Raw genomic sequence first — 13,343 nt, 5'->3', positions numbered from 1 at the left:
CCACCTTTTGCGCGGAGGGCATCCTATGCCGGACATTCGCCGTCTTTTCACAACCCATGCGTTGCTGGCGGGTATCGCTTTTGTGTTTGGTGCCTATCATCTGCTGGTTGTGTCAGGTCTTTTGTCGATCTCGACCATGGAAATGCGCCTGACCCATCTGATGCTGGCATTGACCTTGCTGTTTGCCCGCAAACCGATTGCGGTGTGGCTGGCCGGTAACCGGGTGGCTGGCGCGATCAACCTCGGGTTGATTGCGGCCGGGATCGTCGCCAGCCTGTGGCTGCTCTATCGCTGGAAAGCGATCGCGTTCAGCGGTGGTATGACCAACTCCACCGATTACTACGCCGGTATTGTCATCGTGGCATTGGTGATTGAGGCGGCGCGCCGGGGGGTTGGACTGATCCTCGCGGGGATCGCGCTGGTGTTTTTCTGTTACCCGTTTGTCAGCCCCTACCTGCCGGGCGTCCTGAACAGCCGGGGCTATGGCTTTGAGCGGGTGGTGACCTTCCTGACCACGGACACACAAGGGATTTACGGCATTCCGATTGGTGTGGCGGCGACCTATATCATCACCTTCACGATTTTCGGGGCGCTGCTGTCACGGATGGGCGCAGGCGAGTTCTTCTTCGAGGTCTCGTTCCGCCTGACCCGGGGCATGCGCGCCGCCAGTGCCAAATCTGCGGTGCTGTTTTCAGCGCTGATCGGGATGGTGTCGGGCTCGGCGGCGGGCAATGTCGCTGTCACCGGCACCTTGACGATCCCGCTGATGGTCCGGGACGGATACAAGCCGCACCAATCTGCCGCGATCGAAGCGGTCGCCTCGACGGGCGGGCAGATCATGCCGCCGGTGATGGGCGCGGCTGCGTTCATCATGGCCGAAATCGTGGGGGTATCTTACACCGAGATCATGGCAACCGGCCTGCTGCCAGCGCTGCTATTCTTTGCCACGGCCTTTATCGTGGTGCATCTGCGGGCCGTGCGCAGCAAGATCGAACCCAAAACCGCCGCCAGCACGGATCTACGATCAACCGCGAAAGTGTTGCTGGATGGCGGGCCATTCATCATCGCTTTTGTGCTGCTGATCGCGCTGATGTTGCTGGGCTATTCGCCGTTCAAGGCATCGCTTTGGGCCATGGGCGCGATGATTGCCGCCAAGATCGTCTGGACGCGCAAGATCAACATGGAGTTGCTGCGCCAGATTGCTGGGGCCATCACCGAAGGGGCGAATAACGTTGTGACCATCTCGGCGGCCTGTGCGGCGGCGGGCATCATCGCGGGTATTTTGGGCATGACCGGGCTTGGCTCGAAGATTGCGGTTTTGATCGATATGGGGGCGGGCGGCAGCTTGTTTCTGGCGCTGGTCTTAACGATGGTGGTGTCCATTATTCTTGGGATGGGCCTGCCGACCACAGCGGCCTACCTGATCTTGGCGACCGTGGTTGCACCGGCGCTGGTGAAGCTGGGCGTGCCGGTCCTGACCGCGCATTTCTTTGTGTTTTACTATGGCTGCATTTCGACGATCACGCCGCCGGTGGCGTTGGCGGCCTATGTGGCGGGCGGGATCGCGGGCGCCGACATCAACAAAACCGGCTGGACCGCCGCCGCCTATGCCGCGCCCAGCTTTTTGTTGCCGTTTGCCTTTAGCTTTGGACCGGGGTTGTTGCTGCATGGCAGCTGGACCGAGAACCTGATCGCAGTGGTCACCGGGGGATTGGGGGTCGCGGCCATTGCGGTGGCGGTGGTGGGCACGCTGCGCGCCACCCTGTCGCCGTTTGAACGGGCCATCGCGGCAGTTGCCGGGGTGCTGCTGCTGTTCCAAGACTTGACCAGTGCCGCCCTTGGGGTGCTTCTGCTGGCCGGACTTTGGGGATTTGAACGAACACGGTTGGCCAAAGCCGCCGTCTGAACATCGCAGAAAAAGGATCCAACGACATGAGAGAATTCCGACGTGTGGTCACCGGCCATGACAAGACCGGCAAGGCGATCATCGAAAGCGATCAGGTGGCGTCGCAATATCTGGAACGGCCAAGCCGCCCCGGGGTACGCCTGACCAACTTTTGGTTGTCGGATGGCACCCCCGCCGAATACGATGGCCCGACCGAGACTTGCGAGGGGCCGTTCGTCCTGCATCCCCCGAAGTCCGGCAGCACGTTTCGCTGCGTCGAGTTTTTGCCCGAAGACCCCGAACGTCTTGCCACGCTGGACGGGGCGGCAGCCTTTGCCGAAATGGGCGCAGGCGCCAACATTGTCGAGGGCGCCCGGCATCCTTTCATGCACCGCACCGACAGCGTCGATTACGCCATGGTGATTTCCGGCGAGATCACCATGATGATGGATGACGAGGCCGACGATGTCTTGCTCAAGACCGGTGATGTGGTGATCCAGCGCGGCACCAACCATGCGTGGTCCAATCGCGGCACCGAACCTTGCGTGATGATGTTCGTGTTGGTGGATGGCGTCACCCGCCGCGACGCCCCAGAGGCGGCACAAAAGGGCATTCCTGCCCGTGGTTGACCGGTAAAATGCCGTTTGCGATTTGACCTTTGACAGAAAGTCGATATTTGTCTGCTATGCCAGTTAATGACCTTCATGATGCCGCGGCTCTGCCCCAAACGACCTCGGTCACATCCGCCACCCAAGGCGCGTATAACGCCATCCGTCGCATGATCCTTGTCGGGGATTTGCGACCCGGCGAAAAGCTGAAGATCGATGTCTTGAAGGCCCGACTGGATACGGGTGCCTCGCCGGTGCGCGAGGCCCTGAGCCTGCTCACCTCGGACCAACTGGTCGAGCGGATCGACCAGCGCGGCTTTCGTGCCGCCCCGGCCTGCCAGCGCAATTTCGACGAGATTTTGAAATTGCGCTGTGCGCTTGAAGACATGGCCCTGCGCCAGAGCATCGCCAATGCGGATGACGCATGGGAAGAGCACGCGGTGCTCAGCCTGCACCGGATGTCGCGGGAAGATTCCAAGACCTCAGACACTTATGAGGACCTGCACAAAGGCTTTCACATGGCGCTGCTGGCCAATTGCGGCTCACCGATCCTGCTGAAGTTTTGTAGCCAGCTTTACGATCTGAATGTGCGGTACCGCTATCTGGCCGGGCGGTCCTTGGACTACAAGAGCCGCCATGTCGGAGACGAGCACGCCGAAATTTTGGCCGCTGCGGTCAAGCGGGATGTCGGGCTGGCATCGGACCGATTGCTTAGTCACTATCAAAAGACCGGCGCATTTCTGCGCCAGTCTGGTTTGGTATCTGAAAGTTAGGGGCGATTAGCCCCGCACCAACGTAAAGTCGAAATCGACCCGGGCGTAGGGTCCGTCAACCTTGCCGGACAGGGCGAACCCGTCAGGAAAGCTGCCTGCCGTTTGCGGCACATAGGTCATGACCAGATCTTCGCGCACCCCAAACACGGTATCCTGATCGAGATAGGGGTCGTCGGACGGAAAGACCTCGGTCACCAGATCGCGGAAGCCGTCAGCTTTGACGATGAAGTGCAAATGCGAGGGCCGCCACGGGTGCCGCCCGGCGCCATTCAAGATTTCACCAACTGGGCCATCGGTGGGCACGGTATAACTGACCGGACGCACGGTGGTGAACGCGTAGCGGCCGTTTGCGTCGGCAGTCATCAGCCCGTGAAACGACATGATGTCCTGATCCGGATCCTGACTGGAATAGAGGCCGTTGGGGGCGGTCTGCCAAATGTCGATTTCGGCCCCGGGCACCGGATTGCCGTCGGCATCCCGTACATGGCCTTCGACCAGAAGCACCTCATCGTCAAACTCGCCGCGCATATCGCCACCGATCTCAATCGGGGGTGCGTCCGAGACATGGAACGGCCCAAGCACGCTGGAACTGGTCGCATCCGGCCGCGAGTTCAGCATATCAACCAGCGAGGACAGGCCCATGACATCCGACAGCAGCACAAACTCGTTCCGCTCAGGGGTGGTGATCTTCGCGGCCCATTCCATCGCTTCCAGCGCCTTGCGCCACTCGTCATGGGTCAGGCCGACTTCGCGGGTAAAGGCGTGCAAATGCTTGGCCAAGCTGCCGATGACTTCGCGAAAGCGGGGATCGGTGTCCGCGCCGAAATAGCTTTGAAAGACGTCAGTGATGTTGTCGGGGGTGACGGTGCGCATAAGGCAGGCTCCTAGTTTAGAAGAACGAGGCTGAGTGCGGGAACGCAGATCAGCAAGATCAGGACAAGCAACATCACACCGGCAAAGGGCAGGGCGCCAAGAAAGACGTCTTTCAGGGTGATGCGGTCGTCATTGAGGGTGGCTTTGATCACGAAGCATGAGATGCCCAGCGGTGGCGTCAGCAAGCCGATCTCGGCGCCGATGACCGTGACGATGCCGAACCAGACCAGCGACAGGCCCATCGGTTCAATCAAGGGCAGGAACAGCGGCACAACGATCAGGATGATCGAGGATGTGTCGAGGATCGTGCCGAGGAACAGCATCAAGATCACGTAGAACACCATGATCTCGAAGAAACCAAAGCTGGACGCGGCCAGCAGGTCGGCCAGCTCATTCGGCAGACCGGCAAGGCCCAACATCCGGCTGTAGATCGAGGCGGCGGTGATCAGGAACAGGATCGCGGCAGTGATATGACCGGTTTCGATCAGGGTTTCCCACAGGCCGCGCCACGTGATCGACCGGCGCACAACGGCAATGAGCAGGCCCAAAAGCGATCCGGCAGCACCGGCTTCGACGGCGGTCAGCCAACCCAGATAAATCCCGCCGATCACGGTGAAGATCAGCAGCAACATCGGCAGGGTCTTCGAGGCGATTTCCGACCACGGCATCGGTTCGTAATGGTCGGCAGGGCGGCCACCGACAAATCCGGGGGTGAACCGGCCCATGGCCCAGATCGCGCCGATATAGGCGAGGGCCAGCAGGATGCCGGGAATGACACCGGCCAGAAACATCTCGCCGACCGATTGCTCGGCGACAAAAGAATAGATGATCAGCATGGCGGATGGCGGGATGATCATCCCCAGAACGGACGATCCGGCGACCACACCCACGGCAAAGCGCGGCTTGTAATCATAGCTTAACATCTCGGGCACAGCGACCTTGGAAAACACCGAGGCCGAGGCGATGGAACTGCCGGTGACGGCGGCGAAGGCAGCATTTGCGCCCACTGTCGCCATGCCGATGCCACCTTTGACCCGGCGAAACCCGGTGCTCATCACGCCATAGATGTCCGACCCCAACCCGGCTTTGGATACCACCAGCCCCATGAAGCTGAACAGCGGCACTGTGGCAAAGGTGTATTCCATGGCGCTGTCACCGGCCGCGACCTTGAGCAGGTTCATGGCCAGATCAAAGTTGTCGCGCATCAGCCAGATGGACACAAAGGACACAACGCCAAGGGCAATGGGAATATAGACGCCGAGATAGATCATCACGATGATCGCAATCACCGAGGCAGTGCCGATTTCGATAGGACTCATAGTTACTCCGGCGTCGAGGTGTCAGGGTGGCGCGTGGGACCGGTGGCCTTCAGCAGGAAGATCGCGGCGCAAAGGGTCGTTCCGAACAGGATGGCCAATTTGACCGGCCACCACGGGGCGGTGAAAACGCCGGGAATGCCGAAGTAATCCTTCGTGTCCCACATCTTGAGGAATTCGGGGAAGATCGTGATCGCAATCAGCGCCATCAGCACGAACGACAGGGCGTCAATGATCCGGCGCATGACGTGTTCTACCTTGGGATAGCGCGAGCCGATCAGCAGCAGGAAGCCGTCGGATCGGGTCAGGCGTTCGACCCGAACGACGTCGGGCAATTGCAGAAACACGATCAGAACCATGGCAAATTGCACCAGTTCTACCGCGCCGTGAAACGGTCGGTTGAAAAAGCCGCGTGCCACGATGTCATAATTGACCACCAATACCAGTCCGACCACCATCAAGGTGCCGGTGACATTGGCCGCGATGGCAATCCCGTCGGTCCAGCGGATCAGGCCCGTGAGGGTCCGGCGCAGCCCTGTGGGCTGCGCCGTGTCGGTGGGTGAACTGTTCAGCCTCAATTTGGCAGCCCAGCAGTCCAGTCACGCAGGCCGGTGAAGCCATCGGCATTCAGCTTGCCCAGATACGCACGCAACATTCCCGACCCGTCTTTGCCATCGGCGTTCAGGCCTTCAGCCCATTCCGCAGCGATATCGGGCATGGAATTGGCCCAATCGGTGCGGGCCTCGACGCTCATTTCGACAATGGTACCGCCGGCGGCGACAAAGGCCTCGCGGCTTTCTTCGGCCTTTTCCATGGCGAGCGTGGCAAGGTGGTCGCGATAGGCGATCGACACTTCCTGGATTGCGGTTTTGACCTCATCAGGCAGGGCGTCCCAGTAGTCTTTGTTGGCCGTCACCGTCTTGGTGTTCACGGCGCCCAGATCCGCCAGCAACATGTAGGGGGCGACTTCTGCCATCTTGAAGGTGGCGGCGGCTTCGGGCCACAGCATGGCATTGTCCGCCAGACCGGTCTGCACCATGTTGTAAAAGTCGGTCAGCCCGCCGCGCACACCGGCTGCGCCGGGGATCCCTTCAAGGTAGCGTAGGTTCATGCCCGCGCCTGCGATCTTGGACCCTTCCAGATCCGACAGGGCATTGATCGGCTCTTTGCTGAACAGCTGATAGGTGTCCAGCACCACGCCGGTGGCGAGATAGACTTGGTTCTGCGCTTCGAACTCGGCCTGCATAGCGGGGAATTCACGGGCGATTTCGTCGACCGCTTTGGCGACGGCCGGGGCGTTGGAGGCAACGAAAGGCGTGATTGCCGCGATGGCCTGACTGGGCAATTTGGAGGAATGGAAGATTGTCGTGACAATCCCGATATCGCCGAGGCCCAGTTGGATCCCTTCCAGCACGCCGCCCGGTTTGACCACGGTGCCGCCATAGCTTTCCCGCCAGTTCATCTGATAATTGCCAGTTTCGGCCAGCTTCTTATCAACTTCGGGAATAAAGAAATCGGTGAATTCCTGCACCCACATGGCGCGGGCGGGGTACCCGTCGATCACATTGGCCGTGATGACCTCTTGTGCCGATGCGGGTGCGCTGACGCAAAGGGTCATCGCTGTGGCCAGTGCGGTACTTGCAAATAGGTGTTTCATGATGTCCTCCCAGACAGGGCTTGCGCCCGGTAGTCCCGCCGATTTGTTTACCTTACGGTCGGGGTTTTAAACGATGGCACGGTCGGTCTTGCATGTTCAAATGATACTGCAGATTTGGTCGAAGTCGAACCGTGGAAGCTTTTGAAATAATGCGCTTTCATCCGCATATCCGATGTTGCACAGAAAGTTGGATTTCCAGCCATTCTCGGCGAAGAATTCCGCATCGACCACTGCGTTCGAAAAGCCGGACATGGCGCCGACATCCAGCCCGACTGCGCGGGCCGCGATCATGAAATACGCCCCTTGCAGTGACGAGTTGCGAAACGCGGTGGTCTCGCAGTGCTCAGGCTTGCCTTCAAAATTGGGGCGGCGATCTTCGTGCGGAAACAGGAACGGCAATTCGGTCCAGAATTTGGGATCGTAGGCGATGATGGCCGTGACCGGGGCGGCCATCATCTTGTCGATATTCTTGGCCTTGAGCGATTTTGCCAGCCGCTCTTTGGCCGAAGCGCCGCGCACAAACACGAACCGCGCCGGGCAGGTGTTCATGCTGGTCGGACCGGCAATTGTGATGTCAAAGATCTCGCGCAGCAAGGCATCTGGCACCGGCTTGTCGGTCCATGCGTAATGCGACCGCGCATCGCGCAGGATCAAATCGATGGAGGCGGCATCCAGTTGGTCCTTCGCCGCACGCACGGCCCGGACTGCGGCCTGCGCTTGCGCGCGGATATCTGCTTGCGGCGCACTCATTGTGCAGCCGTCTTGGCCACGACATCGGCCTCGTCCATGACCGGGCTGGCGCAGATGCCGATGCGCTCAATCTCGATCTCGACGGTTTCACCGGGCTTAAGCCAGCGCGGCGACGGCTTTTTCGCATGACCAACGCCCGGGGGGGTGCCCATTGCAATCAGATCGCCCGGTTCCAGTGTGGTAAACTCGGACATGATCTTGATGGTCTCGGCCACTGACCAGATCATATTGGCCGTGTTGGAGCTTTGCAGGATCTCATCGCCAACGCGGCTTTCGATCTTCAGTCCGGCCGCGCCGGCAGGCAGATCATCGGGGGTCAAAACGCACGGGCCGATGGCGCCGGTCTGGTCGAAATTCTTGCCCGGGGTCCACTGGTGCGTTTTGCGTTGGAAATCGCGCACAGAGCCGTCGTTGAATACGGTGTAACCAAAGACATGGTCCAGCGCGTCGTCGGCGCTGATATAGCGTCCGCCCTTGCCGATGATGATCATCAATTCGGCTTCATAATCCAGCTTGTCGGAACAGCGGGGCCGGATCAGCGGCTCGCCTGCGGCCATGATGGAATTGCGGGTGCGCATGAAAATCGCCGGATAATCGCCAAGGTCATAACCGCCTTCCTTGACGTGTTCGACATAGTTCAGGCCGAGGCACAGGATTTTACCGGGCGCGGCCACGGGCAGGGCCGGGACGATGCCCGCGGCGTCTTCGGTCGGGCCGGAAACGTCGCCGTTGCGCAGGGTGTCCATCAGGGCCGGGTTGTTGATCAGACCCATCAGGTCGGTGCCCACTTCGGGCAACGCGGCCGTCAGGTTCAGGGCCGTCGCGCCATCAATCAGGTAAACGGCGGTACTGTGGGCGGATTTGCCTACCATGAGCTTCATAACAAGTTCCTTCGATCTGTTTCTTGTATCTTTGGCGATAATATTGGCATATGTCAAATAATATCGATTTTTAATTTACAAGGAGTGCGACCAGTGCCGAAGTGGGATGACTATAAGAAAGACGCCAAGGAACGTGGCGCATTGGCGTTGGAATTGTACGTGGTGATGACAGTTCCGGCTGGCGCGCCCGAGGCCGTCAAGGCCGCCTTGCCCGCACACCTGGCCTACCAGCGCGATCTGGAAATTTCCGGTCAACTGGTGCTGGCGGGGCCGGTTTCGGATGACAGTGGTGCCGACATGCAGGGCGCTGGGATGATCATCTATCGTGCCGCATCTATGGACGCGGCGCGGGCCTTGGCCGATGCCGACCCGATGCACCGCGACAAAGCCCGACACTATACCTTGCGCAAGTGGTTGGTGAACGAGGGCTCCTTGAATATGTCGATCGGGCTTTCCACAGGGCGGATCGCCTTGGCGTGATCCGTCTATCGCACCATGCTCTACTTTTATCGATTTTTTATTGTTATATGATTTTTAATCGATATGTATGGGGTGGGAATCAGGCACACGTCCTGTAGACTCGTATCTTGACCAGACTGGGATGGACCTCATGCTGCAGTCCAGCTTTCTGACCGATCTTCTGGCGACGATCACCAACCGGTCGCAACACACCTCGGTGACCCGCGACACGCGCCCGATTGAAGAACTGTGCAAGGTTCTGCTGTCGGATATCGGAGATGTGTCGGCAAACAAGGTCGCGCGGGCGATCCTTGAAAAATATCGGCGGATGGACACGGATCAGCGGGCAGGGTTCTTTCGCCATCTGGCCGAAGATTTCGACATTGATCCGGACACCGTCGTCGCGCTGGCCCGGCAATATGGGCAGACCCACGCGACGGCGGATCTGGCCGCCCTGACCGCCCATGCCGAACCGCGCCGACAGGAGATTCTGCGCCGTCTCAACCGGGTGCCCGGGGCTACTGCCGATCTGGTGGCGATGCGCTGTGATCTGTTCGACGCGATCCGCGCCGATCCGGCGCTGGCCCGGATCGATCTGGATTTCGCGCATTTGTTCGGGTCGTGGTTTAATCCCGGCTTTCTGGTGCTGCGGCGGATCAACTGGACCAGCCCGGCCAATATTCTTGAAAAGATCATCGCCTATGAGGCCGTGCATGCCATCGACAGTTGGGATGCCCTGCGGCTGCGTCTTTTGCCCGAAGATCGTCAGTGTTTCGCTTATTTTCACCCCTGCATGCCCGAAGAGCCGCTGATCTTTGTGGAAGTGGCGCTGACCAACGGCATTCCCGGCAATATCCAGTCTGTCTTGGCCGAGGACCGGGCCGCGACCCCGGCAGACAAAAGGGACACGGCTGTGTTCTATTCGATCTCGAATTGTCAGGCCGGATTGCGCGGCATTTCGTTCGGCAATGCCCTGATCAAACATGTGGTCGACGATCTGTCGGCCAGCCTGCCGCAGTTGAAAACCTTCGTCACCTTGTCGCCGATCCCCGGCTTTCGGGGCTGGATTGACGGGATTTTAGAGGCCTTGCCAAAGATCGAGGCAGACAGTCTGCGCACCGCCTTGGTCCATGCCAGTGCGGGGCCAGACAAAGCCAATGACAAGATCAATGACAAGTCAGTTGAAAAATCGACCGAGACCCTGCGCCGCTACATCGCCCATTATCTGGTGAACGAAAAACGCCCTAAGGGCGGTCCGGCCAACGCGGTGGCCCGGTTTCATTTGGGCAATGGTGCGATTGTGCAGGACGTTCATCCGCACGGCGACATGTCTGATAACGGACTGCGCACATCCTATGGCGCGATGGTCAATTATCTGTACGACCCAGCCCGGATCGACCGCAATATCGAAGGGTTCACCACGACAGGCGCCGTCGCCACCTCGCGCACGATCGCTTCTCTTCTGAAATCTGCACCTATCACGGCAAGCAAGGCTGACTCATGAGCAACATTCTGTTCGACCCCCTCTTTGGCCGCCACGCCAACAGCACCGCCCCTTTTCTGTTGCTGGAGGGCGCGCGCAGGATCGACTATTGCGATTTTGTTGCCTTGTCGGCCCAGTTGGCCAATGTCTTCGCGGATCTTGGGCTGGTCAAGGGCGACCGGGTGGCGTTGCAGGTCGCCAAAACGCCCGAGGCCTTGGCGGTCTACGCCGCCTGTCTGCGCAGTGGTCTGGTGCTGTTGCCGCTGAATACTGCCTATACCACCAGTGAGCTGGACTATTTTCTGAGCGATGCCGAGCCGCGGCTGGTGATCTGCGATGCGGCCGATGCCGATGCGATGACCGGGATCCTGAATGGCGCGGAGCTGCATACGCTGAACGCCGATGGCAGTGGCAGCCTAAGCGCGGCCGCCGCAGCGATGCCCACGACCCATGACGTGGTGGACTGTGCTGAGGGCGATCTGGCGGCGATCCTTTACACGTCGGGCACAACTGGTCGGTCCAAGGGCGCGATGTTGAGCCACGCCAATCTGCTGTCGAACGCCACCGCATTGGCCGACTTATGGCAGTTCACCGATGGCGATGTTCTGCTGCACGCCCTGCCGATCTTTCACACGCATGGCCTGTTTGTTGCGGTCAATGTGTCGGCCTTGTCCGGGGCGGCCATGCTGTTTCACCCCACCTTTAACGCCGAGAAATTGCTGGCCGATCTGCCCCGCGCCACGACATTGATGGGGGTGCCGACTTTCTACACCCGGCTGCTGTCGGAGGCATCGTTCACCCGCGAGGCGACGGCCCATATGCGGCTGTTCGTGTCGGGCAGCGCGCCCCTGTTGGCCGATACCCATACTGCGTTTGAGGCGCGGACCGGCCATCGGATCCTTGAACGCTATGGCATGACCGAAACCAATATGAACGCCTCGAACCCGTATATGGGCGAGCGCCGTCCCGGCACGGTCGGCTTTCCCCTGCCGGGGGTTGAAATTCGCATCACCGATCCGACGACCGGCGCCGCCTTGGCGCAGGGTGAGACCGGGATGATCGAAGTGCGCGGCCCGAATGTCTTTGGCGGCTACTGGCGGATGCCGGAAAAGACCGCCGAAGAGCTGCGCGAGACCGGCTTTTTCATCACCGGCGATCTGGGGCAGATCGACCCCGACGGCTATCTGATGATCGTTGGCCGCCAGAAGGATCTGATCATTTCGGGCGGCTATAATATCTATCCCAAAGAGATCGAGGTCTTGCTGGACGCGGTGCCGGGGGTGCGCGAATCCGCGGTCTTCGGCGTGCCTCACGCCGATTTCGGTGAGGCCACCATTGGTGTGGTTGTCCCGGAAGCCGGATGCGCGCTGGATCCTGCCGCGTTGCTATCCGAGATCACGCCGCATTTGGCGCGGTTCAAGCACCCGCGCCGGATCGAAATCGTCGCGGACCTGCCGCGCAACACGATGGGAAAGGTGCAGAAAAACGTTCTGCGCAAGACCTATACCCCTGCCACCTGATCCGCACCGGGAGGAGGAGCCCGGGGCGTGATCTGATTATCTCTTGGAGGAGGAACCGATGACCCTGACCCTGAAACCACTGGCGGCCGCAGCCTTGGCCTGCCTTGTGCTACAATCGCCAGCAGGTGCCGCCAATATCGACGGCCCGCCTGTGTTCTGGAAAATCTCCATGTACGGCAATTCGCGGGCATTGACCTCTGGGATGGAGGCGCTGGCCGCCAAGGCCGCAGAAGAGACCGACGGCAAATTCCAGATCAAGATTTTCTACGCCGATCAGCTGGGCAATTCGCGCGAGAACTTGGATGGGCTGAAGCTGAATGCGTTCGAAGGGGCGGGCATCTGCAACTTCTACCATCCCGGAAAAAATCCGGCATGGATGGTATTTTCCTTGCCGTTCCTGCCAATCGGCGATCCAGCCGTCCATAAATACACCTTCAAAAAGATGTTCGAACATCCGGCCATCGTTGCGGATATGGCGAAGTGGAACGCAATTCCCTATGCCTCGGGCCTGCTGCCGCAATATGAGATCATGGGCAAAGGGCCAGCCCCGACCGAGATCGACGGCTGGAGCGGCCTGCGCGTCCGCGCCGGTGGTGGCCTCGGCGATGCGATGGAAAAGCTTGGTGCAATCAACCAGACCCTGTCGGCGGCGGAAACCCTGACCGCGTTTCAGAACGGCACCGTCGATGCGGCGGCGTTTCCGATGACCTATGCTCATGTCGCCTTCAAGATCAACGAAGAGGCCGATTGGTACACGTCGAACTTGGCGCCCGGAACGTCGGAATGTGGCTGGGTGCTGAACAAGACCGCGTTTGAGGCGTTGCCTCAAGCTTATCAGGACTTCCTGATGGACAACCGCGACCTGGTTCTGGACACCGAACAAGCGTCCTATGCGGCGGAAGATGCCGACAATTTCAAGCTGTTCGAAGAGACGCTGGACAAGATCACCTATTCGGAAGAGCAGACCGCCGAAATCCGCCAATTGGCGGCCCAGCCGGTCTGGGATGATTGGATTGCGGCCAATCAGGACGATTTTGATGCACAGGGCGTGCTGAACGATCTGCTGCGCTATGCCGAAGAGGCCAAGACCGCGAACTGACCTCGGTCGGGCGCGTGTGCGGGGCCGAGGGCGCTGTCC

The 13,343-nt window shown here is 59.9% G+C and carries 13 protein-coding genes; 7 read left to right on the top strand and 6 right to left on the bottom strand.

Annotation, left to right across the window (positions count from 1 at the left end; all coding sequences use genetic code 11):
- The first annotated feature begins 25 nt into the window (after positions 1–25).
- Genes BV911_RS10400 through BV911_RS10390 form a run of 3 tightly spaced genes read left to right on the top strand, consistent with a single transcriptional unit; the run spans position 26 to position 3,266 of the window.
- Complete coding sequence (locus tag BV911_RS10400; RefSeq protein ID WP_086053546.1) at positions 26–1,906, top strand: TRAP transporter fused permease subunit; 1,881 nt, start codon at positions 26–28, stop codon at positions 1,904–1,906.
- A gap of 26 nt (positions 1,907–1,932) precedes the next feature.
- On the top strand, positions 1,933–2,514 hold the full coding sequence (locus tag BV911_RS10395) for a cupin domain-containing protein (RefSeq protein WP_086053545.1): 582 nt from the start codon (positions 1,933–1,935) through the stop codon (positions 2,512–2,514).
- A gap of 56 nt (positions 2,515–2,570) precedes the next feature.
- Positions 2,571–3,266: a GntR family transcriptional regulator gene (locus tag BV911_RS10390; RefSeq protein WP_086053544.1), complete on the top strand. Its 696-nt coding sequence runs from the start codon at positions 2,571–2,573 to the stop codon at positions 3,264–3,266.
- A gap of 6 nt (positions 3,267–3,272) precedes the next feature.
- Here the strand turns inward: BV911_RS10390 and BV911_RS10385 are convergent, their stop codons facing one another.
- The 6 genes from BV911_RS10385 to BV911_RS10360 all read right to left on the bottom strand — a co-directional run bounded on the left by BV911_RS10385 (position 3,273) and on the right by BV911_RS10360 (position 8,743).
- Complete coding sequence (locus tag BV911_RS10385; RefSeq protein ID WP_086053543.1) at positions 3,273–4,139, bottom strand: dioxygenase; 867 nt, start codon at positions 4,137–4,139, stop codon at positions 3,273–3,275.
- An 11-nt stretch (positions 4,140–4,150) separates the two neighbouring features.
- Positions 4,151–5,458: a TRAP transporter large permease gene (locus BV911_RS10380; protein ID WP_086053542.1), complete on the bottom strand. Its 1,308-nt coding sequence runs from the start codon at positions 5,456–5,458 to the stop codon at positions 4,151–4,153.
- 2 nt (positions 5,459–5,460) lie between these two features.
- Positions 5,461–6,033, bottom strand: a complete 573-nt coding sequence (locus BV911_RS10375; RefSeq protein ID WP_240512213.1) for a TRAP transporter small permease — start codon at positions 6,031–6,033, stop codon at positions 5,461–5,463.
- On the bottom strand, positions 6,030–7,112 hold the full coding sequence (locus BV911_RS10370; protein WP_086053541.1) for a C4-dicarboxylate TRAP transporter substrate-binding protein: 1,083 nt from the start codon (positions 7,110–7,112) through the stop codon (positions 6,030–6,032). Before BV911_RS10370 ends, BV911_RS10375 begins: the two co-directional genes overlap by 4 nt.
- 96 nt (positions 7,113–7,208) lie before the next feature.
- On the bottom strand, positions 7,209–7,862 hold the full coding sequence (locus BV911_RS10365) for a malonic semialdehyde reductase (RefSeq protein ID WP_086053540.1): 654 nt from the start codon (positions 7,860–7,862) through the stop codon (positions 7,209–7,211).
- Positions 7,859–8,743 (bottom strand): fumarylacetoacetate hydrolase family protein, encoded by an 885-nt coding sequence (locus tag BV911_RS10360; RefSeq protein ID WP_086053539.1) that lies wholly within the window; start codon positions 8,741–8,743, stop codon positions 7,859–7,861. Before BV911_RS10360 ends, BV911_RS10365 begins: the two co-directional genes overlap by 4 nt.
- Before the next feature lie 93 nt (positions 8,744–8,836).
- Here BV911_RS10360 and BV911_RS10355 point away from each other — a divergent pair, with 93 nt between their 5' ends.
- The 4 genes from BV911_RS10355 to BV911_RS10340 all read left to right on the top strand — a co-directional run bounded on the left by BV911_RS10355 (position 8,837) and on the right by BV911_RS10340 (position 13,304).
- Positions 8,837–9,223, top strand: coding sequence for a YciI family protein (locus BV911_RS10355; protein ID WP_086053538.1), 387 nt, complete (start codon positions 8,837–8,839; stop codon positions 9,221–9,223).
- 130 nt (positions 9,224–9,353) lie between these two features.
- The gene (locus tag BV911_RS10350) at positions 9,354–10,706 is read left to right on the top strand and encodes a malonyl-CoA decarboxylase (RefSeq protein WP_086053581.1); all 1,353 of its coding nucleotides are present in this window, start codon (positions 9,354–9,356) and stop codon (positions 10,704–10,706) included.
- Positions 10,703–12,205, top strand: coding sequence for a malonyl-CoA synthase (locus BV911_RS10345; RefSeq protein WP_086053537.1), 1,503 nt, complete (start codon positions 10,703–10,705; stop codon positions 12,203–12,205). The genes BV911_RS10350 and BV911_RS10345 overlap by 4 nt, the downstream gene beginning before the upstream one ends.
- Before the next feature lie 58 nt (positions 12,206–12,263).
- A complete protein-coding gene (locus BV911_RS10340; protein ID WP_086053536.1) occupies positions 12,264–13,304 on the top strand; it encodes a C4-dicarboxylate ABC transporter substrate-binding protein in 1,041 nt (346 codons plus the stop codon).
- Positions 13,305–13,343 lie beyond the last annotated feature (39 nt).

Origin of the sequence: Pseudoruegeria sp. SK021 (assembly GCF_002119405.1) — a bacterium.
In the GTDB taxonomy this organism is placed as follows: Bacteria; Pseudomonadota; Alphaproteobacteria; order Rhodobacterales; family Rhodobacteraceae; genus Meridianimarinicoccus.
This window is presented reverse-complemented; position numbering and strand designations above follow the sequence as displayed.

Bases quoted from the DNA above. Each gene is read 5' to 3' on its own strand.
- BV911_RS10400 (WP_086053546.1), top strand. From the start codon at position 26: ATGCCGGACATTCGCCGTCTTTTCACAACCCATGCGTTGCTGGCGGGT.
- BV911_RS10395 (WP_086053545.1), top strand. From the start codon at position 1,933: ATGAGAGAATTCCGACGTGTGGTCACCGGCCATGACAAGACCGGCAAG.
- BV911_RS10390 (WP_086053544.1), top strand. From the start codon at position 2,571: ATGCCAGTTAATGACCTTCATGATGCCGCGGCTCTGCCCCAAACGACC.
- BV911_RS10385 (WP_086053543.1), bottom strand. From the start codon at position 4,139: ATGCGCACCGTCACCCCCGACAACATCACTGACGTCTTTCAAAGCTAT.
- BV911_RS10380 (WP_086053542.1), bottom strand. From the start codon at position 5,458: ATGAGTCCTATCGAAATCGGCACTGCCTCGGTGATTGCGATCATCGTG.
- BV911_RS10370 (WP_086053541.1), bottom strand. From the start codon at position 7,112: ATGAAACACCTATTTGCAAGTACCGCACTGGCCACAGCGATGACCCTT.
- BV911_RS10365 (WP_086053540.1), bottom strand. From the start codon at position 7,862: ATGAGTGCGCCGCAAGCAGATATCCGCGCGCAAGCGCAGGCCGCAGTC.
- BV911_RS10360 (WP_086053539.1), bottom strand. From the start codon at position 8,743: ATGAAGCTCATGGTAGGCAAATCCGCCCACAGTACCGCCGTTTACCTG.
- BV911_RS10350 (WP_086053581.1), top strand. From the start codon at position 9,354: ATGCTGCAGTCCAGCTTTCTGACCGATCTTCTGGCGACGATCACCAAC.
- BV911_RS10345 (WP_086053537.1), top strand. From the start codon at position 10,703: ATGAGCAACATTCTGTTCGACCCCCTCTTTGGCCGCCACGCCAACAGC.
- BV911_RS10340 (WP_086053536.1), top strand. From the start codon at position 12,264: ATGACCCTGACCCTGAAACCACTGGCGGCCGCAGCCTTGGCCTGCCTT.